The 21,422-nt window shown below is 70.5% G+C and carries 9 protein-coding genes and 3 pseudogenes; 3 read left to right on the top strand and 9 right to left on the bottom strand.

Translation table 11 applies throughout. The annotated features are described in order from the left end of the window. Nucleotides 1-5 precede the first annotated feature (5 nt). The 6 genes and pseudogenes from BTZ20_RS18200 to BTZ20_RS18215 all read right to left on the bottom strand — a co-directional run bounded on the left by BTZ20_RS18200 (nt 6) and on the right by BTZ20_RS18215 (nt 6,639). Nucleotides 6-740: a hypothetical protein gene (locus BTZ20_RS18200; RefSeq protein WP_077042329.1), complete on the bottom strand. Its 735-nt coding sequence runs from the start codon at nt 738-740 to the stop codon at nt 6-8. Continuing rightward, a complete protein-coding gene (locus BTZ20_RS26860; protein WP_145982342.1) occupies nt 730-1,152 on the bottom strand; it encodes a hypothetical protein in 423 nt (140 codons plus the stop codon). Before BTZ20_RS26860 ends, BTZ20_RS18200 begins: the two co-directional genes overlap by 11 nt. A gap of 514 nt (nt 1,153-1,666) precedes the next feature. Beyond that, a complete protein-coding gene (locus BTZ20_RS18210; protein WP_077042331.1) occupies nt 1,667-2,416 on the bottom strand; it encodes a restriction endonuclease subunit S in 750 nt (249 codons plus the stop codon). Between the two features lie 664 nt (nt 2,417-3,080). Then, nucleotides 3,081-3,425, bottom strand: a complete 345-nt coding sequence (locus BTZ20_RS28330) for a type I restriction-modification enzyme R subunit C-terminal domain-containing protein (RefSeq protein ID WP_411269082.1) — start codon at nt 3,423-3,425, stop codon at nt 3,081-3,083. A 92-nt stretch (nt 3,426-3,517) separates the two neighbouring features. Further along, nucleotides 3,518-3,802, bottom strand: a pseudogene (locus BTZ20_RS29915) (hypothetical protein); the annotation flags it as partial. Continuing rightward, nucleotides 3,712-6,639: a DEAD/DEAH box helicase family protein gene (locus tag BTZ20_RS18215; RefSeq protein WP_223263397.1), complete on the bottom strand. Its 2,928-nt coding sequence runs from the start codon at nt 6,637-6,639 to the stop codon at nt 3,712-3,714. The gene BTZ20_RS18215 and the pseudogene BTZ20_RS29915, both read right to left, overlap by 91 nt. An 870-nt stretch (nt 6,640-7,509) precedes the next feature. On the opposite strand from BTZ20_RS18215, the gene BTZ20_RS18225 reads away from it, so the two are divergent. Together BTZ20_RS18225 and BTZ20_RS18230 are read left to right on the top strand one after the other, a co-directional pair. After that, on the top strand, nt 7,510-8,100 hold the full coding sequence (locus BTZ20_RS18225) for a T3SS (YopN, CesT) and YbjN peptide-binding chaperone 1 (RefSeq protein ID WP_077042332.1): 591 nt from the start codon (nt 7,510-7,512) through the stop codon (nt 8,098-8,100). A gap of 152 nt (nt 8,101-8,252) precedes the next feature. Then, nucleotides 8,253-9,602 (top strand): T3SS (YopN, CesT) and YbjN peptide-binding chaperone 1, encoded by a 1,350-nt coding sequence (locus tag BTZ20_RS18230; protein ID WP_083742742.1) that lies wholly within the window; start codon nt 8,253-8,255, stop codon nt 9,600-9,602. A 1-nt stretch (nt 9,603) separates the two neighbouring features. On the opposite strand, the gene recD is transcribed toward BTZ20_RS18230, so the two are convergent. The 3 genes and pseudogenes from recD to recC form a co-directional block, all read right to left on the bottom strand. Beyond that, complete coding sequence (gene recD, locus BTZ20_RS18235) at nt 9,604-11,454, bottom strand: exodeoxyribonuclease V subunit alpha (protein WP_077042333.1); 1,851 nt, start codon at nt 11,452-11,454, stop codon at nt 9,604-9,606. After that, nucleotides 11,451-14,770 (bottom strand): annotated as a pseudogene (locus BTZ20_RS18240) (UvrD-helicase domain-containing protein). Before BTZ20_RS18240 ends, recD begins: the two are co-directional and overlap by 4 nt. Then, a pseudogene (recC, locus tag BTZ20_RS18245) lies at nt 14,728-17,990 on the bottom strand (exodeoxyribonuclease V subunit gamma). The pseudogenes BTZ20_RS18240 and recC overlap by 43 nt, the downstream one beginning before the upstream one ends. A gap of 207 nt (nt 17,991-18,197) precedes the next feature. Between recC and BTZ20_RS18250 the strand changes: the two are divergent. Further along, nucleotides 18,198-21,410, top strand: coding sequence for a protein kinase domain-containing protein (locus tag BTZ20_RS18250; RefSeq protein ID WP_077042334.1), 3,213 nt, complete (start codon nt 18,198-18,200; stop codon nt 21,408-21,410). The last annotated feature ends 12 nt before the right edge of the window (nt 21,411-21,422 follow it).

Consider the following 21,422-nt stretch of genomic DNA (forward strand, 5'->3'; position numbering starts at 1 on the left):
CAGGGTCAGCGCGGCGAAACCCGTGCTTCGATCCGGCAGAGCAGCCGCAGGTGCGGCTGCGCGTCAGGATTCACCCTCTCGGCGACAATCTCGAGCCCGCTCGAGCGGGCCTGGAGGTCCTCAAGGTCAGTGAGAAGCCAGTCTGGGACATACCCCACAGGCTCGCCACTGCCGACGCAGATCAGCTGCGCACGCTCGTTCACCGGGTTGTCGGGCTCGGAACGCAGCTGCAGTCGCTGCCCGTCTTCGACGCAGGCCAAGCGTGCGCCATCCGCATCGAGGTAGCGGACGCCCGAGGCCAGGAAGCGACTGGTGACGACGCCATCTGCATCGGCCACCAGATCGTCGACCAGATGGAAGGTGTCGGTCGCCCGAGGGCCGCCGGTGCGAGCGAGCAATTCCATCGGAGTATCCAGGTCCGGCGAGTCGATTCCCAGGGAGTGCAGGTAGTCGGGAAACGAGTCGCGCTTGCGCGACATCAGCCGGTTCACGAAGAACGCGGGCAGGCCAGCCGAGACGTAGGTGCGGCCCAGGTCGGGAAACTGGGTGAGTGGATAGAAGTCCGCGGCGGCGCGCGCGTCGTCGGTGTAGGCGAACGCGTACCGACCGTCGGTGAGTTCGGACAGTGCCCCGACTCGGATGAACTGTCGCGACTCGGGGTTCTGCCAGATCAGGAACAGACGCCGGGAAACCTCGGGATCGGCGATGGAAACCGCCCGAGATGGCGCATCAGTCACCATGGAGGATCCTTTCCCGATTGAGGTGGAGAAGCTTCACCCTGAAGGTACGCCCCGCCTCCGACAGGTAGTCCGTCGGAACATTTGCGAGCACGGACTCGATGTCGTGGTTGTTGAGGTCGGCCAGCATGTCGAGCCAGTACTCGCGGACCCCGCTGCCGGTGAGGCCGAGTGCGGTGGAAGCGAGGTGGACAAGGCCGGGCCTGTCGCCGAAGTGATGGCTTCGCCCGCGTCGCGCCCACCGTGCCAGCAACTCGTCGTCCTCGGCGAGTGCCAGGACCTGCGACTCCGGTTCCTGGAATCCGAGTGCGTTCCCGTGGTCGAAGGACGGTGAGAGCCGGAGCATTCCGGCATGTTCGATCGCGGCCCAGTTCTCGTGGTGGCGGTCTCTGCCGGCGACCCACGCATCGAGCATCAGATAGCCGGCCCACGCGTCGAACGCAGTCCGGATAGGCGGCCGACAGGGACTTGGAGCCGTGACTCCACTGAGTGCGACGTGTACCGCTTCAACGGTGTAGCGGAGGTTCTGGCGTGCAACCTGCGAGTCGTACTCCGGATCGGTGCGGGCGAGGAGTTCGTTCCCGTGAATCAGACGATCGCCTGGTGCCAGCACAGAGAGCGACAGCACACCTCGTCGGCCACCGTGCAGTGCGGGGATTGCGGTTGCGGTGGGGACCGACAGCAGCGTGGCCAGTTCGTGGACGGCCCACTCGACCCTATCCTCGCCCATGGTGCGGCCGTGCCGAATCCGTGCGTACTTGAACAGGTAGCGGCCTTCGTCAGGCGCACGGACCCAGAACTTCTCCTTCGTGCCGAGGGTTCGTCGGTGGTTCGAGGCTGGTCGGCATCCGGTGTCATCGTCCAGTCGTCGACCGCCTCGACCCGCCATTCGTGGCCCACGGTTTACCTGCGGCAGCGTGCGGAGTAGGTCATTCTGCGGCCGCTACCTTCCGTCGGCGGCGTGGCGCGGCGCCCGACGGCTGGTCGCGGATCTTCGCGAGCGCGACGTTCGCGGGCTCGTCGGTGGGGTCCTGGTCCACGAGCTCACCGTTGAAGGCAGCGCGGAGTAGCGAGCGGCGGAGTGCGGCGGAGCGGGTCAATGCGACGTCGAGTGCCGACTTAAGGCGCGACTCGGACTCCAAGGCAGCCGTCACGCTCTCGACGATCGACTTCTGCTCCTCAGCCGGAGGCACCGGGACAGGAAACGCCTTGATCGTCTTCAAGCTGACAGACGCCAGATTCACGCTCTGCTTGCCGTTTCGCATGAACCAGGATCGGCCGAATGAATTTGCGTGCCAGGCGATCAATCTCGGGTCGACCTCCTCGGGATCGACCCGAACCCGAAACACGTGGTTCTGATGCAGGCAGTTCGGAATCTGGTTCTCCCAAATCCACCCTCGGCCCAGCTTGTCGCGGTCGCCACCCTCGTTCAGGAGCACGTCGCCGTTCTGGAGGGTCAGCTTCTCGACCTGTTTTGGCGTGGCCCTGATCTCGGTGATGCGGTCGAGGTTGAGGTGGCCGGCCTGCACGTTCGCGACACGCAGGTACGGATGGAGGGGAAAGGACTCGTCGCTCTGCTTCTTCGCATCCTTCGTGATGCCGCCGACGACTTCCCCAATTTCACCCAGGCGTCTCCAATTCCACGACGGCGGCAGTCGCGGAAGGCCTCCATCGATCACGTCGGCGGGAGCGGGTGGCGCGGCGTTATTGGTCTCGGATATCGCGATCCCGGACGAGAAGTTAATCGCTTTATTGCTCAGGTTTTCGGCCCTCGCCTTCGCCTGATTCAGGGTCAGCTCGGAGGCGTCCAGGCGGGAGAGGTGGTCTTCGAGGGCCTCGACGATGCGGTGCTGCTCGGGGAGTGGGGGAGTGGGATCTCAATCTTCGCCAAGTTCTTGCGCGAGATCCTTCGTCTAGTTGTGCCAGTAGCGAACTCATCAATCTTGGATGACACTTCCTCACAGTTGATGGTCCACATGAGCCACCGCGGGTAAACGACTGCGGGATCCGGACGAAGGACTGCAACGTCGACAACTGTCGCAGCCCTGTACGGGAAGTTTGGGCAGAGACATGCTCGGCCGAGTGGATCAGGCATTCGTGCGATCAGCACGTCATCTTGCTGTAGGGCAGTGCAACGAAGACTATCGAACGCCTCGTCGTTCATCCACCGTGAGCTCTTGTCCTTGAAGGTGCCAATGCCGATGTCGGCCAACTGGACGAGTCGATTCGATCCTGACGGGTCTTGGTCCTTGGACTCAACCCAGTCTCCGTCGCTGAATAGCCCGGCGCTGCCGAGCTCCCCCAACGTCGTCCATGCCCAGCCGTCTGGCAGGGGACTCTCACTCACGCGATCAGCTCCGTGTTCAACTCATCCAACAACTGCAACGCAGCCTCTCTGCTCGTGATCTTGAAGTCGGCCGCGAACCGCTGGCTGCCGCCGAGATCGCTGAACGGAATCTGATCGAGGTCGGTAATCTCCACGGCGACATTGGTTTTCACCACATCCACGATGGTTCCAAGCCAGCGCCGCTGCTGGTCCGTGTACTCGACGCCACGTCGTTGCTGCTCGACCAGCCAGGTTGCGAGCCGGTCCTCCACCGCGGAGGCGAATGGTCGGATCTTCGAATCATCCTGTGCGCCGGCATCCTTCGCGAGTTCGAAGCGCAGGATCGACACCAGATCCGGCACCTCGACCTTGTGCTCGGGTCGGCCAGCTCGCCGAGCTCGGCGTACGCGCGCCACAGCGTCTCGATACTGCCGATCGCGGGCACCCGCGCCACCTGCTCGGCGAGCGCCTTGAGTTCGGCATAAGTCGGTCGGCCCGGCGCGCTGCCGTGCAGCACCTGAAGCACCGTGATCTCGTCGCGGTGCTCGGCGAGGTACTCCCGGAACGAACGGACCGGCTCGTGAGTCCCCTTGCCGTACGCGACACGGTCGGTGCCGAGCAGCGTGTCCGCGTTGACCTGATCGAAGATCAGGTCCTTCTTCCGGCGGATGTCGAGGATCGCTCTGCGCAACTCGGGGTTCGAGAGCGGAGCGATGCCATCGTGAAGCTGGTTGGCCACCTCCGCTTTCCCTCCTCGCTGCTCGGCATCGAGCACGGCATCGGAGTCGCTCGCGGCGGCGATCCGCTTCGCGATCTCGCGGAGCTCGACGCCGTCCGCGGCCTCGGCCAGCTCAGCGGACTCCGAGGCGTCGAGCTGCGAGGCCAGCTTGGCCAACCGCACCGCAAGGCTGGACGCCTCGTCGGGGTGATCGTCAGAGTGCCTGCCTTTTGCAGGAGCTTCTCCAGCGACACCGACGGGTCGCGTTCCATCGGCGTCGCGTCCACCAGAGGCGACTCGGTGACCCCGACCGCGTCGACGATGACAAACCGCTCCTTCTTGAAGCCCTTCGCGACATCCGGGGTCAGTGCCGCGTAGTCGTCCGCCCCGATGATCCGGGAGCCACGGCCCTTCATCTGCTCGAAGTACACCGCGGAACGCACCGACCGCAGGAAGAACACGCACTCGATGGCGCGCACATCGGTGCCCGTGGCGATCATGTCCACCGTCACCGCGACGCGCAGCGACGGGCTGTTGCGGAAGTCCTGCAGCAGCCGCTTGGGGTCGTTGCCCTCGCCCTTCGACTTGTAGGTGATCTTGGCGGCGAAGTCGGCGCCCTCGTTGAACACCTCGCGTACCTGCTCGACGATCACATCGGCATGCGCGTCCGTCTTCGCGAAGATCAGAGTCTTCGGCACCGCCGACCTGCCCGGGAAGATCTCGGTGTACAGCCGGTCCCGGAACGTGGTGAGCACCAACCGGATCTGATCCTCGGTGATCACGTCCCGGCCGATCGAATTCCCGGTGTACGAGTAGTCCTCGTCGAGTTCCAGGTAGCGCTGCGCCCGGGTCCGGCGATCCCGCACCGGAACGACGGTCTTCGCTTCGATCGTGGCGCCTTGCTCGGTGATTTCCGTGCGGATCTTGTAGACGTCGAAGGGGACGTTGACCCCGTCGATCACCGACTCTTCGTAGGTGTACTCGCTCACCAGATTCTGGTCGAAGAAGCCGAGGGTCTGCTTCGTCGGGGTCGCGGTCAGTCCGATGATCGGGGCGTCGAAATAGTCCAGGACCGCACGCCAGCGTCCGTAGATCGAGCGGTGGCATTCGTCGACGATGATCAGGTCGAACGCCTCCGGCGGCACCTCCGGGTTGTAGACCGCATCCACCGGCGACTCCGGCTCGACGAGTTCACCGTCCACATCGTCGTCGACGTCCGCGTCGGGCAGGTCCTTGCCCTGCAGCATCAGGAACAGCCGCTGGATCGTGGAGATCGCAACGTTCGTCGATCCGAGGACGGCGTGGCCGGCGAGGCGCTGCACGTTGTAGATGTCGCCGAAGCGGCGGCCGTCGTCGATCGGGACGTAGTTGTCGAACTCGGACTGGGCCTGCTCACCGAGGTTGTTGCGATCGACGAGGAACAGAATTTTCGAGGCGCCTGCGTGTTTGATCAGCCGATAGCTCGACGTGACGGCGGTGAATGTCTTGCCGGCGCCCGTCGCCATCTGCACCAGGCCGCGAGGGCGGCTGCCCGTGAGGGACTTCTCAATGCCTTTGACAGCCTTGATCTGGTTGGGGCGCAGCCCCTTCGGGTCGAGCTCCGGGATGTGCTGCAGGCGTGCGCGGAAGGTGGGTGCATCGGGACGCTCGTCGGCCTGCTGCATCCATGACCGGATGGTCTGCGGCTTGGCGAAGGTGAACACCTCCCGGGACCGCGGTTTCGGGTCCAGCCCGTTCTTGAACCGGGTCTCCGCGCCGGTGGACTCGTAGAGGAACGGAAGCGGCTCGCCGCGCCGCCAGGCCGCGAGCTGATCCTCCTTCCGCAGACCTACCGAGTACTTAGCAGTCTGATGCTCGACCCCGACGAGCGCGGTGCCCTCACGCTTGGCCTCGATGACGCCGACCATCTTGCCGTCGACATAGAGGATGTAATCGGCGAAGCCGGTCGAGAGTCGGAACTCGCGCACCGCGACGCCGACCCCCGCGGACGGGTTGACATCGGCGTAGTCCTGGACCACCCAGCCCGCCGCGGCGAGCTGAGCGTCGATTACGCGGCGCGCCTGCACCTCGTTGAGTGGGGGTCGGCGGCGGAACGCCTTGGAAAAGGTGCTGCCGGTGGCGGTGGACACCTTCGTCGGTTCGCGGGAGGCGAGCGCGCCGGAGTCCTGCAGCGCCGCGAGCTGTTGCTCGAGGGCGGCCAGTCGCGCGGCGACCGCAACTTCGCGCTGCTGGGCGTCCGCGAGTTCCGCCTCGGCGGCCCGCCGCGCCTCGGCCTCCGCCGCCTGCGCGGTCTTGGCAGCGTCGAGCACGGTCAACGTCTCGGTCAGCTCGGTCTGAGAGGCGGCGAGCCGACGGTTGATCGCGTCGAGCTGCTCCTGGTCGCCGGGTTCGACAACCTTCGGTGGCATGGGCGGGCGCGGTGCGATGAAGCTGCGCGGCCTCTGATCGTCGGGGGCGAGTGCAAGCCGGAGCAGGTTGCCGAGCTGCCAACATTGTTCCACCGACCGCAGTGCGGCTCGGACGTTGAACAGGTGGCTGTGGGTGGCCTCGTTGCCGATCTGCCGGATGTTGTGCAGAGCGTCGGCAGCGGCCTCAGTGAGCACTCCGGCGCGTTCGAGGGCCTTGATCCGTTCGAACTGCTTCAAGCCGTCGAACCGGGTGCCGCTACGCCGGATCAGCTGTTCGGCGAGTACCTCGCCGAACTGGCGACACTTGATCAGCGCACCATTGGGATCTGTGTAGACACCGGACTCGGCGCCGGCCCCGTAGATGGTGAGCAGGGGCTCGATCGGCGCGAGAAGTCCGAAGTTCACCGACTCGCGGGCGGCATCGAGCAGTCTCGGATCTACGGTCAGCATTCGGCTCCCCCACGTCGTGTTGTTCGCAGGCAGATCCTAGTGGACCTCCCGGTCCCCGACCTGCGTCGACACCGTCGATCAACGAATCGGCCTCCGAAATCCGAGCCGCATTTAAGTCACCACCTGGTCGCTGAACACCCGACGCTCAATCGAACGGTTTGCCGGCCGCGCCTCGTTCTCCGGGAACGCGGCCACGCATCTTGGGCACTGATACGTCCGCCCAGCGCCCCCTCGGCATCTCATTTCCTTGATAGCGAGACGGACCCCGCCGTGCGTCGCCCTCACGGTCACGCCTAGTCACGGCGTCTCAGAGGTTCATCCCTGAAGTGCATCCGAATTCGTCGATGTAGAGGAATTGGGATTAGGAACCGCGAAGAGAGATGGTGACGCCGAGCCGCCTGGGATCCACGGGCTGGACAGCAGCGGCGACCTGATCGCCGAGCTTCACCCCAGCGATCATGCACGCACTCGAGACACCGGCGACAGAGCTGTCGATCCGCGATGCATGCTGCGCAGCGCGAGCTGGGGTTCCTCCGAACCACCGACGAAGCCGGATGACATCGAGAATGGGGACCGGTGCTCACTCATCCCACGTCGGCAAGAATGGTACTCGAATGGCGAGATCAACCAAAGAACGAAGTCACGACCTCTTTCGAATTCATGACCTCGTTCGTCGCAGTACGTGGAACTTCTCGTACTGCTGGCAAAGGGCGAATGCACCCGAGTTCCCGGAAACAGACCGTTCACCCAACATTTGGCCTGGAGACCGGCGCGTCCGGTCGCCGCAGTGCACAAGGTAGGCACTGCGGCGAAGACCCTCGCCCCGCGATATTGTGGTCCAGCACTCCGCCGATGCAGGACAGAGGACTCATGAGCGACCACGACACCACCGACGACCAGCCGCTTCAGCTAGACGGTGCGTTTGCCATCGCGACCGACACGCGCGACAAGCTGCACTCCCTGTCCGTGCGCACCCTCGCCGAGCTGCTGGGCTCCGAGCCGGACACCGACGAGGACGGCGACATCGCGATCCCCGTGCACGGCTTCGCGGTGTACGTGACGGTCGCGGACGACGGACCGCAGCTGCACGTGTGGTCGTCGATCGTCACCGGCATCACCGACCGCGCGCAGGCCACCACGCAGCTGGTCGCGCTGTCGGAGGAGTGGCCGCGCCTGCGCTTCGCGCTCAGCGAGGAGCACCTGCTGGTCTCGACGCTCGTCGACGCGGACCCGTTCGCGCCGCAGCACCTGCTCAACCTGATCGACGAGATCCACGACCTCACCCACGACCTCGACGACGACTTCGCGGCCCAGTTCGGCGGCACCATCGACTGCGACGCCGACGACGACAGCTACGCCGGTGACTGCGATGGCGGGGGCTGCGGCGGCGACTGCGCGTGCGGCGACAACGGCGAGCACGTCGAGGGCGACCTCGGCATCACCGCGACGACCTCCTCGTAGTCGAACCAACCAAGCCAGCACGGAGCAGGCGCTCGGCAAAAGCCGAGCGCCTGCTCCGTCGCGTCCTGGGCCAGAAAGTCGGTCTCTCGCGTTACCCTGCATGCCGACGGTCGGGAGTGCGGCCGGAGCGCGCTGCAGATGGGACCACACCGTTGCCGGACCTCGAAAAGTTCGACCAGGCCGTCGAACTGGCGTGGCGTGAGTTTCGCGGCACCCTCGCCGACCACATCGGCACGATGCGCGGCGAGGACATCCTCGTGGTCGAGCTCGCGGAGGAACCGGGCGTCGGCGGCTACCTCCCCTGCGTGCAGTTCCTGGCCTGGGCCGAGGACCTGGTGCGCTGCGAGGTACCGTCCAACGCCTTCCTCGACCCCCGCTTCGCGCTGTCCCCCGCCGACGAGGCGCTGCTGATCGAGCTGGGCTGGCAGCACCCCACGTGCGCGCCCGACGACGATCCCGGGGACGGCTCGCCCGCCCACTTCCTCGACCGCACCGTCCGGTGGTCCGACCAACTCGCCTCGATGGCCGTGGCGGCCTTCCGCGACGTGTGGAGCGTGCCGCACCCGAGCTTCCTGCGGGCCGAGGCCATCGGCAGCCGGGCCGGCCATCTCACCGGCCCCACCGTGCGGGACTGGCTCGCCTCGGACGTCGACCCGATGCTCGCGGTCGCCCCGCGCGACCCGGACCACCTGCGCGATCTCGTCGAGGCCGCCCTCACCGACCTGCTCGGCGACCAGCCGCAGGTCGACAGTGACGGCGACTTCGTCCTGACCATCGAAGGGCACGCGGTGTTCGTGATCCCGCACGCCACCGAACCCGTCGTCCGGCTGTGGGTGCCGCTGCTCTACCGGATCGGGGGCCGAACACGTGCCGCCGAGACGGTCGCCGACCTCACCGCACGCTGGTCGCACCTGCGGTTCGTCCTGCGCGAGGATCGCCTCAACGCGGTGATCGAGGTGCCCGGATTTCCCTTCGTGCCACGTCATCTGACCGACCTGCTCGACCGGATCACCGCCTTCCTCGCGACCGTGGACCGATCGTTCGCCGCCCGTTTCGACGCCGTCGGCTATCGCACCACCCCCTCTCCCTCCGCCGACCACGAGTGCGTCCCGGACGTGCCGCCGTCGCTGATGGCGGTGATGCAGCTGGTGCTCTTCGGCGAGGGGGACCTCGCGGCCGAGACGGCCGCCGACGTCTGTGAACGCGACCGCACCACCATCCTCGAGTACATGCGGATCAGCGCGGAACGCGCGGCGGAGTGGCGTGGTTCGCTGGAAAAGGCTCGCGCCGAGGCGGATCCGGACGAGATCGCGCTGTGCGAGGGCGAGGCCGCGGCCTGGTCCGATACCCTGGCCGCGCTCAGCGGCGCCCTCCGGGTCGTCAGCTTCTCCCGGCCCGGGCTGGCACCCGCGCCCCCGTGGAACCTCCGCGGCAGATGGAGCTGTTCGAGGACCCGGCCGAGCTCACCCTGTTCGACGACCCCCGCTGAGCTGGCCCCCTGAACTACCCCCGCCGCAACCCGCTCGCCCGCAACACCCGCCGCCGCACCCCGGCCCGCACCGAGGCCTCGTCCCCGACGATCCGGACGTGCCCGCGCGCCCGGGTGATGGCTGTGTACAACAGCTCCCGCGTCAGCAGCGACGACTCCTCGCCGGGCAACACCACGGACACCGTGTCGTACTGACTGCCCTGGCTGCGGTGGATCGTCATCGCGTACACCGTCTGCACGGCGGACAGCCGGCTCGGGTGCAGCAGCAGCGGCTCTTCGCCGCGGGCGAACGCGGCCACCAGCTCGCCGTCCCCGCGGTCCACCACCACGCCGGTGTCGCCGTTGTAGATCCGCACCTCGTGATCGTTCGCGGTCACCAGCAGCGGCTGACCGGCGTACCAGCGGTCCGGGTCCAGCCGGGTCCCGGTCGCTGCGCCGATCCACTCCATCGACGACCGCGCCCACCACTCCACGCCGAACGGGCCCTCGCGGTGCGCGCACAGCAGGCGGTGCGCCTCCGAGGCCCGCAGCGCCGCCGCGACGTCACCGGCCGAGGCGGCCTCGGTCACCGCCGCCGCGCCGGAGACCACGTCCGAGCGCAGCGCGGCCAGGTCGTCCGGCGCCACGAAGGACACCCCGTCCGCCCCGGACCGCAGGATCGCGATCACCACGTCCTCATCCCCGTCCCGCACCGCCACCGCCAGCCGGGCGATCTCGCCGCCGAAGCGGCGACCGCGGCTGAGCCGAACCACGCCGCCGCGCAACCGGTCCCGCTCCCCCGCGCCGAGCGCGGCCTCGTCGGGATCGTCGGCCGCGTCCAGGTCCGCGCCGACCACCCGGGCCAGCAGCGGGTTCTCCGTCCCGGTCACCGGCCGCGCCACCAGGTCCGCCAGCACCGCGCCCGCGTCCACCGACGTCAGCTGATCCGGGTCCCCCACCAGCACCAGCCGGGTGTCCGGTCGCAGGGCCTCGAGCAGCCGGCACATCATCGTCAGCGACACCATCGACGTCTCGTCGACCACCACCACGTCGTACGGCAGGTGGTTGCCGGCGTTGTACCGGTACCGGCTCGCGCCCACCCGCTGCCAGCCGAGCATCCGGTGCAGCGTCATCGCCGCCAGCCCGGCCGGGAGCTTCACGTCCTCGGCCTGCTCGCGCACCGCCTCCTGCAGCCGGGCGGCCGCCTTGCCGGTCGGCGCGGCCAGCCCGATCCGCAGCCCGGCGCCGTGCTCGGCGATCAGCAGCGCCAGCACCCGCGCCACCGTGTGTGTCTTGCCGGTGCCGGGGCCGCCGACGATCACCGCCGTCCGGTGGGTGGCGGCCACCGCCGCGGCGATCCGCTGCCGGTCCGGGGCGGCCGACCCGCCGAACAGCTCCGCCAGCCCGGCCCGCAGCCGGTCCTCGTCCACCGCGGGATGGCCGAGGGCGCGCTCGTCGAGCACCCGCCGGATGGTCTGCTCCTGCCGAAAGTACTTCTCCAGGTACAGCAGCCCGCCGTCCTCGGTGTCGACCAGCCGCAACGGGCGCAACGGGCCCTTGTCGCCGCCGATCACCAGTGGGCTGCGGCGCAGCGCCGCCAGCACGTCGGCGTCCTCGGGCCACGGCAGCGCCTCCAGGTCCACCGGCTCCCCGTCCGCGGGCACGTCGACAGTGACCTCGCGGATCCGGCCCAGGTCCAGGCACACCGAGCCGGAGCGCACCGCGCGCACCGCCAACGCGGTCGCCAGCAGCGCCGCCTCGGCCTCCTCCCCGCCGAGCGCGCCGAGCCGCAACGCGACGTGCACGTCCGCGGCGGCGAGCACCCCGGCCTCGTTGAACACCCGCAGCGCGCCCTTGCCGCGCTGCGCCACCTGGACCTCGGTCACGGCGCCCCCTCGATTCCAGCCAGCAGGTCCGACAGCTCGGTCACCAGCGCGGCAGGCGGGTACCAGTCGAAGACGCCCGCGCCCGCCGGGCTGTCCGGGCCCGCCATGCCGCGCACGAACAGGTACTGCACCCCGCCGAGGTGGGTGGCCGGGTCGTAGCCGGGCAGCCGCCACCGCAGGTAACGGTGCAGCGCAACCGCATACAGCAGCGCCTGCAGCGGGTAGTGGGCGCGCATCATCTCCGCGGCCATCGCCTCGGTGGTGAAGTCGGCGGTGGTGAGATCGCCCGGCGCCAGACGGTTCGTCTTGTAGTCCACCACCACGAACCGCGGCCCCGGCAGCCGCAGCACCGCGTCGATGCTGCCGGTGAGGTAGCCGCGCAGCGGGGCCGCGCCGAGGGTCTCGAACAGCGCCGCGTAGCCGGCGAGCGGGTCGCCGGCGGGCAGGTGCCTACGCAGCAGCGGCGCGACCCCCGCGAGGGTCACCTCCGCGTCGGCGTCCTCGCCGCCGGCGAGCGGCAGCTCGAAGTCCAGCTCCGGCAACCGATCCGACGGCGGGATCGACGCGAGCGTGTGCCCGTCACCCAACGGCGTGTGCAGGACCGGCACCAGCGCCGCAGCCAGCGCGTCCGGGTCCACGCCCGAGAACCCGGCAGCCACCGTCTCGCGGCAGCAGCGCACCAGCTCGGCCTCCAGGTCCGCGGCGGCGGTGTCGACCTCCTCCAGCACCGCGTGCACCAGGGTGCCGAACGCGGCCCCGGCGGGCAGCCCGTTCATCGGCGACGGCAGACCCACCGCGTCGGTGGGCGCGACCAGCGGCGGCTCGTCCGGCTCGTCGTCGAGCTCGGGTTCCTCCGCCTCGCTGCCGACACTGGGCGGGGCGTCGTGCGCGTGCGCGGTCAGCGCCGAGTAGGAGGTGCGCCGCCAGGCGGCGTCGAGGTCGCGGTCGAACCGCGCGGCGGCCAGCTCCCCACCTCCTCCTGTGGCGGCGTCCACTCCGGCACCACGATCGGGTCCGCGCCGACGGCCTCCACCCGCACCAGCTCGGAGTCGCCCGCCCAGGCCGAGAGCCGCTGCGCCACATCCGGATCGGCGGGCACCCGCTCCTGGGCCGGCACCGCCAGCTCGCCCGGCCGCCGGGACAGCAACATCCGGTGCAGCGGCGCCGCCTTCGTCGAGTACGCGGGCGCCCACCACAGCACCAGCTGGCACATGGCCCGGGTCAGCGCGACGTACAGCAGACGCAGCTCCTCCCCGGCCTCCTCGTCGTCGTGCCGCTTCTTGCGCTCGTTGTAGCCGGGGCCCTCGGGCCCGCCGACGTCGAGGATGCGGCGGCCGTCGGCGTCGTGCAGCAACAGCTTGTCCGGCTTCGGGTTCTTCGCCGCGTCCCACGCGTACGGCAGGTACACCAGCGGGTACTCGAGGCCCTTGGTGGCGTGCACGGTGGCGATCTGCACGGCCGCGGCGTCGCTGTCGAGGCGACGGCTGCGGTCGACGCCGCCGATCGCGGGGTCACGCATCCGGTCGGTGAGCCAGCGGGTGAGCGCGGTGAGCCCGAGGGATTCGGCGACCGCGGCCTCGTTGAGCAGCTGCGCGACGTGCCGCAGGTCAGTCAGGCGCCGCTCCCCCGCGGCCCGCGACAGCATCCGGGCCTCGAGCCCGCTCCACGCGGCCAGCCGCTCGAACAGCGCCGCAAACCCGGACTGCGCGAACACCGCCGACAGGTCCCGCAGCCGCCCGCCGATCTGCGCCACCGCGTCGTCGCCCGCGCCGTCGAGCTCGGCGGCGGTGCGCCCGAGCAGCGGGGTGAGCGCCGCCAGCCGCACCCGGTCCGAGCGGTGCGGCTGCTCGATCGCCTGCAGCAGCCACAGCCAGTCGCGGGCGGCGGGGGTGAGGAACACGCTCAGCCCGCCGACGGTGACCGCGGGCACCCCGGCCCGGTCCAGCGCGTCGTGCACGAGGGCGACCTGCGCGTTGGTGCGCACCAGCACCGCGATGTCGCCGGGCTCGACGGGCCGCGGGCCGGGGCCCCGGTCCACCGTCTGGCCGCCGCCGAGCAGCCCCACGATGTCCGCGGCCAGGTCCGCCGCCACCCGCCCGCGCAGCGGCCCGACGGCGGGAAAGCCGGTCTTGCCCAACGGTCCCGCGCCCGCGCGCGGCAGGTGCCGCAGCCGCAACGGCACCGCCCCGCCGATGCGCGACCCCTTCTTCGCGGCGTCGACGGGGTGCACCACGATCTGCGGGTGGCCGAGCGCGGCGCCGCCGTGCAGGTGCGCGAGCGCGTCCAGCAGCGGGGCGTCGCTGCGCCAATTGGTGGTGAGCTCCTGGTGGCTGTCGGCGGCGCCGACCGCGTCCAGGTAGGCCAGCACCTCCGCGCCGCGGAACGCGTAGATGGCCTGCTTGGGATCGCCGACCAGGATCAGCGTCGACTGCCCGTGGAAGGCGCTGCGCAGGATCCCCCACTGCAGCGGGTCGGTGTCCTGGAACTCGTCGACCAGCACCACCGAGTAGCGGTCGCGGACCCGGCGGCACGCGGCCGGGCCGTGCACGGGGTCGGTGAGCACGCCGTGCAGCAGGGCGGGCAGGTCGTCGAAGTCGCGGACGCCGACCGCGCGCTTGCGGCGGCGCGCCTCGGCCCGCACCGCGGCGGCGAACGCGGCCGCGTCCGCCGCAGGTGTGCCGTCCGCGTCGTCGGGCGCGAGGTGCGCCTGCGGGTCGAAGATGGCCGCCCGCGCCGCCTTTCGCGCCTCGCCCGGGGACAGCGACGGCGAGCCGCCGCGCCCGAAGGTGCTCAGGTACAGGTCGCCGATCACCTCGGCGTTGAGGTCGGTGGCCTCCTCGACCAGCACCGCGTCGGGGTCTCGTTCCCCGGCGATGCCGAGGCCGTCGAGCATGCGCTGGCAGAAGCTGTGGGTGGTGGCGATGGTGGCGGCGTCGAAGTCCGACAGGGCCTGCAGCAGGCGGCGCCGTCGCAGCGCCACGGTGTCGGGGTCGGCGTCGGCGAGGTGCGCGACGAGCGGGTCCCGGCTGCTCGACGGGTCCGCGAGCCCGGCCGCGGCGGAGGCGAACCGCTCCCGGGTGCGCTCGCGTAGCTCCTTCGTCGCGGCCCGGCTGAACGTGACCAGCAGCAGGCTCGCCGGGTCCACCCCGGCCTCGGCGACGAAGCGCGCGGCCAGGCCGACGATGGCGTAGGTCTTGCCGGTGCCCGCGCTCGCCTCGAGCACCGTGGTGCCCTTCGGCAGCGGGCCGAGCAGGTCGAAGGCGGTGCGCCCGTTCACGGTTCTCCCAACGTCTCGGCCGCCAGCAGCGGGTCCCACAGCTCGCGGGCCACCGCGCCGAAGACGCTGCCCTCCACCGGATCCGGCGCCGCGGTGAGCACGGACAGCGCGGGCGCGGCCCCGTACACGTAGCCGAGGTGCCGGTCGGTGACGTCGCCGAAGGTGCCGCCCCACTCCTTGCCCGCGGCCTCCATCGCCATCTCCACCGAGGCGCCGCCGGAGCGGCGTTCCGCGTACGCCGCCGAGGCGCCGGTCGCCATCGGCGGCGGCGCCTGCAGGCCCCGGTCGCGCAGCTCGACGAGGCGCACCAGCCGGGCCAGCGCGTCCTCGGGCGCGGTGAGGGTGGACTGCCAGGCGGGGCGGCGGTACTGGCCGCGGCCGGTGGTCACCGCGCGCCAGGCGCTCTCGCGCGGCCCGGCCGAGGCGGCGACCGCCAGCAGCTGCGCCCACGCCGTCAGGCGGTGCTTGGGCGCCAGCCGCGAGAACGTGGTCCGCGCGATCACCGTCCCGTACACGCCGCCGACGGTGCCGGTGAGCCGTCGGCCGGAACCGAGGTCGACGTCCACGTCGATCGTCTCGGCGCGGCCGGGCTGGCGTCCGGCGGCGGCGAGGGAGCGCACCGTCGCCTCGATCTCGCCGAGCGCGCCCTCCCCCAGGCCGAACGGCGGCAGCGTGCCGCGGCGCCACTCGGCGGCCCGGAAGTCCGCGACGCCGTCGGCGAAGTCCCGGTCGTCGGCGAGCAGCGTCGCGAGCATGCGTTCGCCGATGTCCCACTTCGCCAGCGGGTCCAGCTCCAGGTCCAGCGCGTCGGCGATGTCCTCGTCCAGCTCGGGGACCCGCAGCCCGAGCCGCTGTCGCAGGAACGCCTGGGTGGGGTGGACGAGGAACGCGACCAGCTCGGCGAGGTCGACGTCGCCCTGGGTGGTCGGCGGCAGCGGCGCCGCCAGGAACGCGGTCTCCGGTTCGGGTGGGCGCTGCGCGGCCCGCGCCCCGGCCAGCGCGGCGGCGTCGAAGCTGAACGGGTCCCCGGGCCGGAAGTTGCGGGCATCGAAGGGCTGCAACGGATGCCGCGTCAGCGCCGCGTCCTCGCGGCCCACCATGGTGTCGAGGACGTCGCACAGCTCGCTGAGCGGGATCGCGGGCGGCCGCCGCGAGCCGCTGACCGGGTCGGCGCCGGTGTAGAACAGCACCAGCTTCTCGCTCGCGGACATCACGGCGTCGAGCAGCAGCTGGCGGTCCTCGCTGCGCGGATCCCGTTCCCCCGGCAGCGGTCTGCGCGCGAGCACGTCGTCGCCGTCGACGCCCGCGCCGCGCGGGAAGACCTCGTCATCGAGGCCGAGCAGCACCACCACGCGGTGCGGCACCGAGCGCATCGGCACCATCGTGCACACGGTCAGCTCGCCGGTGCGGAAGTTGGCGCGGGTCGGCCGCCCGGCCAGGCGGGCGCGGAGCATCGCGCGCACGTCGGCCAGTCGCAGCTCGCGGTCGCCGCCGTGCTCGACGGCCGCGGCGAGCTCGCGCTGCGCCTGCCCCAGCTGCCAGGCGTCGCGCTCGCGCACGTCGACGAGCAGGTCCAGCGCCCGGGCCAGGCCCGCCGACCACCGGTCGGTCGGCTGCGGGCCGCGCAGCCCGCGCAGGGACACGTCGAGCCGGTCGACGAACTCGGCCAGCCGTCCGGTGAGGTCGATGTCGTTGCTGTCGACGTCGTCGAGCGGCAGCGACAGCGAGAGCCACTGGCCGTCCGCACCGTCCGCGGCGGCGCCGAGCAGGATGCGGTCCAGCGCCGACCGCACGGTGTTCTGCGGAAAGTCGCCGAGCCCGAAGTCGGTGCGCTGCAACGGCCCGATCCCCACCGCGCCCCGGCGGCGGTGGTCCACTCGCGCAGCCGCTCGAGGTCGTCGTCGGTGAACCGGAACCGGCGGCGGACGGGTTCGGCGGCGGCGAGGTCCAGCACCTGGCTCGCGGTGACGCGGCCGTCGGCCAGCCCGAGCAGCGTCGCGACAACGGCGAGCACCGGATTGGTCTGGTGCAGTGCGCGATCGGCGAGGCGCACCCGCAGTCGATGCCCGGGGTGGCCCACCGATTCCTGACCGAACGCGGCCCGCACCAGCGGCGCGTAGGTCTCCACGTCCGGGCACATGACGAGGACGTCGCGCGGCTCCAGACTCGGGTCATCCTGGAAGAGGTGCAGCAGGGATTCCCGCAGCACCTCCACCTGCCGGGCCGGGCCGTGGCAGGAGTGCACCTGCACGCTGCCGTCGGGCGCGGCTCCGGCGGCGGGCGCGCGGTCGGCGGCGATGTCGGCCTGCAGCCGGCCGAGCAGGGTGTCCGGGGTCGGGGCGACGCGGTGGTGTGCGTGCTCGATGCCGGGCCGGCTCAGCCGGGCCTGCAGCTCGCGAACGTCGCGGGCCAGGCCGGCCAGCAGCGGGTGCGTGACGGCGAGCGCGCCGTCGTCCTCGGCGCGGGTCACCTCCGGCGCGCGATCGGCCAGCGCCGCCCACATGCCGGGGCTGGGGTGCGGAACCCACAGGTGCACATCGCGATTCGCGGCGATCGCGGACAGCACGTCGAGCTGGGCGGTGGTGAGCCGGGTGGGCCCGAACACCGAGATCCGGTCCGGCAGGTCGAGCAGGCCCGGCTCCTCGCGCAGCCGGGCGCAGGCGTCGACCAGACGCTCGGCCGGGCTGGGGGTGCCGATGCGCCCGCGCAGCCGCCGCCACAGCTCCGCCTGCCAGTGCAGGTCGTCGTCGAGCGGGCCGTCGGTGCCGTCGGTGTCGCGTCCGGCAGCCCAGTCCTGAAGCATGGCCGGCCGCTGCGCGCCGTAGCTGCGGAACAGCTCGGTCAGGTGCGCGGCGGTGCCGTAGCGGCGGCCGCGCCGGTGGTCGTCGGTGCCGTTGCCGAGGTGTCGCGCCAGCACCGACGCCCACGGCTCGTCGAGAACGTCGTCGATGACGCCGAGCAGCGTCCAGAGCAGTCGCGCCGGGTTCCACGGATCCTCGTCCGCGGTCATCCCGGTCGCCGCGGCCAGCGCCTCGTCCACCAGCCGGGTCGGCGACGGGAACTCGATATTCGCCGCGACCCCGTCACCGTCCACAGCGCCGAGGGTGGCCGACAGCCGCTGCGTCAGCCAGCGCTCGACGCCCTTCGCGGGGACCGCGATCACCTCGCGGGCGAACGGGTCGGCCAGCGGGCTCGTCAGCACGTCGGCGAGCGCGGCCGCCAGGGTGTCGGAGCGTTCGGCGCGGTGCAGCGTCAGCACGTGCTCCCCTCTGGTTCGGACTCCCCGATGGTCGGCTCAGGCTTATCACAGCGCACCGACTACCCGGGCGGGGCGCGCACGATCGCTGGTAGAGCGCCCCGGGCCGGTGGCACTATGGAGTTCCGGAGCCAGGCCGGATCTGCTGCCGAGGTGAGTGCCGTGCCGCATCGTCCAGGACGCCATACGCGCGACAGGTCGACCTGACCGATGGCCGGAAACGACCAGTCCGCGGCCCAGCGCGATGTGACCTCCTCGGTGACATCGGAGCTGGCCGCCGCCGGGTTCACCGACGCGACCGAGATCGGCCGCGGTGGCTTCGGTGTCGTCTACCGCGGCACGGAGGCGACGCTGGACCGCACCGTCGCCGTGAAGGTGCTCACCGCCGGCCTCGACGAGGAGAATCTCACCCGGTTCTTCCGGGAGCAGCGGGCGATGGGTCGGCTCACCGGGCATCCCAACATCGTCAACGTGCTGCAGGTCGGCACCACCGCGAGCGGCCTGCCCTACCTGGTGATGCCCTATCACCCGCGACGTTCGCTCGACCTGCGCATCCGCGACAACGGTCCCGTGTCGCTCGAACAGGCATTGCAACTCGGCGTCAAGCTGGCAGGCGCGGTGGAGTCCGCGCACCGCATCGGCATCCTGCATCGCGACATCAAGCCCGCCAACGTCATCCTCACCGACTACGGCGAACCGGCGCTCGCCGACTTCGGCATCGCACACCTGCCGGACGAGTTCGAGACCGCCACCGGCACGTTCACGGCGACTCCGGCCTTCACCGCACCCGAAATCCTCGGCGGTGGCCCGCCCAGTGCCGCAGGGGACGTGTACGGGCTCGGCGCGACAGTGTGCTGCGCCCTCACCGGCCACCCGGCCTTCGAACCCAGGCCGGACCTGCGCGAACTCGACATCCCCGACGACGTGGCCGCCGCCGTCGAGCGCGCCATGTCCGCCGATTCGGACGCTCGCCCGACGGCGGCAGAGCTCGGCGACGTCCTGCGCGAGATCCAGTTCCGCCACGGTCTTCCGGTCGACGAGATGGCCCTGAAGTCCGTCGCGAGTCCGAAGCGCAGCGATCGTCGACCATCGACGAGCGACACGCGCCAGCTGACCGGATACTCGACGCGGGGCACGAAGGGAAACCTGCCAGCGGACCTGACGAGCTTCGTCGACCGTCGCAGCGAGCTGACCGAGGCGAAAGAGAAGCTGTCGACCTCCCGCCTGGTGACGCTCACCGGAATCGGCGGCGTCGGGAAGACCCGCCTCGCGCTGCGGATCGCGACGAGCACCCAGCGCGGCTTCCGCGATGGCGCGTGGCTGGTGGAGTTGTCCGACCTACACGACGAGTCGCTGCTGGCCGGCGTCATCGCGGCCGCCCTCGGACTGAAGTCCTTCTCGGCCCAGCCCATGCAGACGGTCCTCGCAGAGTTTCTCGAACCGCGCCAGACCCTGCTGGTGCTCGACAACTGCGAGCAGCTTGTCGACGCGGTGGCGGACCTGGCCCGAACCCTGCTGCAACGCTGCCCTGAGCTGCGCATTCTCGCCGCCAGCCGGGAATCGCTCGGCATCGCCGGGGAGGCGACGCTTCGGGTGCCGTCACTGAGCGCACCTGCCCCCGACCGGCGGCTCGATCTCGGGGCGCTGCCCAACTACGACGCCGTGACCTTGTTCGCCGACCGCGCCGCCGCGGTCGTGTCGGGATTCACGCTCACCGAGGACAACATGGCCGCCGTGGCCGGGATCTGCCACCGGCTCGAGGGATTGCCCCTGCCGATCGAGCTGGCGGCGGGGCGATTGCGGGCGCTGTCACCCGAGCAGATCCTGCAACGGCTCACCGACCGCTTCACGCTCCTGACCGGTGGCGGACGCACCGCCCCCACACGGCAGCAGGCCCTCCGGCTGTCGGTCGACTGGAGCTACGAGTTGTGCACGCCGGAGGAACAGCAACTGTGGGCTCGGCTGTCGGTGTTCGCGGGCAGCTTCGAGCTCGCCGCCGTGGAACATGTCTGCGGCGCCGACCTGACTCCGGATGCGCTGCTCGATCTGGTTGCGTCACTGGTGGAGAAATCGATCCTGATTCACGAGGAATCGGCGGCCACCGGCCGGTACGGACTCCTGGACACCATCCGCGAATACGGCCTCGAGAAGCTGGCGGAGTCCGGCGAGTACGCGGAGATGCGCCGACGCCACCGGCACTGGTTCCAGCGTCTGGCGCTGCGGGCGGAAGCCGACTGGATCGGCCCCCGCCAGCTGGACTGGATCGCCCGACTGAAGCTGGATCAGCAGAACTTTCGTGAGGCACTGGACGCCAGCATGACGGGGCCGAGCGACGCGGCGGTCGGCCTCCGGATCACGGCCGCGCTGTTCCCGTTCTGGCTCGCCAGCGGCCAGCTCAACGAGGGCGCCCACTGGACCGAACGAATGCTGACCGTCGAGGGCGTTCCGCGCGGCACGGAGTGGGTGCGCACCGTTGCCCTCGGCGCGGTGCTCAACGGCTTCCGTGGCGACATCGCTGCCGGCACGGAATGGGTCGGATGGGCTCGCGCGGCAGCAGATCCGGACGACCCGGTCGGCGCCGCGACCACCGACTACGCCGCGGCCCTTCTCGCGCTGACGACGAATGACGTGCCCACCGCGGCAACATATTTCGACTCGGCCCTGGAGAAGTGCCCCGCCGACAACGACCTCCTGCGGCTCGCCGTCCTGACCGGTGTCGAGGTTACCCGCGGGCTACTCGGACAAACGGCGACGGCGGCCGACTGCCTGCAGCAGATGCTGGACATCACCGAGCCGCGCGGCGAGGTCGTGTTCCGGGCGTGGGCCCTGCAGACGCTGGCGTTGACGGTGTGGCCGACCGATCCGCCGCGGGCGATGGTGCTGGTGGAACGGGCGCTGCGACTGTGCCGATCCTTCGACGATCCGTATGGCTCCTCGCTATGTCTCGACTGCCTGGCGTGGACCGCCGCGGCCGACGGCGACTACCCGAGGTCCGCGGTGTTGCTCGGCTCCGCACAGGCGATACGGCAGATGGGGGGCGTGCAGAGCATCGCAATCCCGAGCTGGCGCGCACACCACGACGAGTGCGAGCGGCAGACCCGCCAGGCACTCGGGCAGGAGTCCTACGACGCGAGCTACCGGGAAGGTGCCTCCAGAAGCTTCGGGAAGGCCGTCGCGTACGCACTGGCGGAGTCCTCCGCGCCGCCTCGGAGCCCGGCCGCCGCGGACAAACCCACCCTGACCAAACGCGAGCTCCAGGTCGCCGGCCTCGTCGCGGAGGGGCTGACGAACAGCGCGATCGCCGGCAGGCTTTTCATCGCGCAACGGACCGCCGAGGGACACGTCCAGCGCATGCTCGCCAAGCTGGGATTCACCTCGCGGACGCAGGTCGCCGCCTGGATGGTCGAACAGAACCGGGGCTGAGACCACGTTCGG

It is taken from the genome of Rhodococcus sp. MTM3W5.2, from assembly GCF_001984015.1.
GTDB lineage: Bacteria > Actinomycetota > Actinomycetes > Mycobacteriales > Mycobacteriaceae > Rhodococcus_G > Rhodococcus_G oryzae.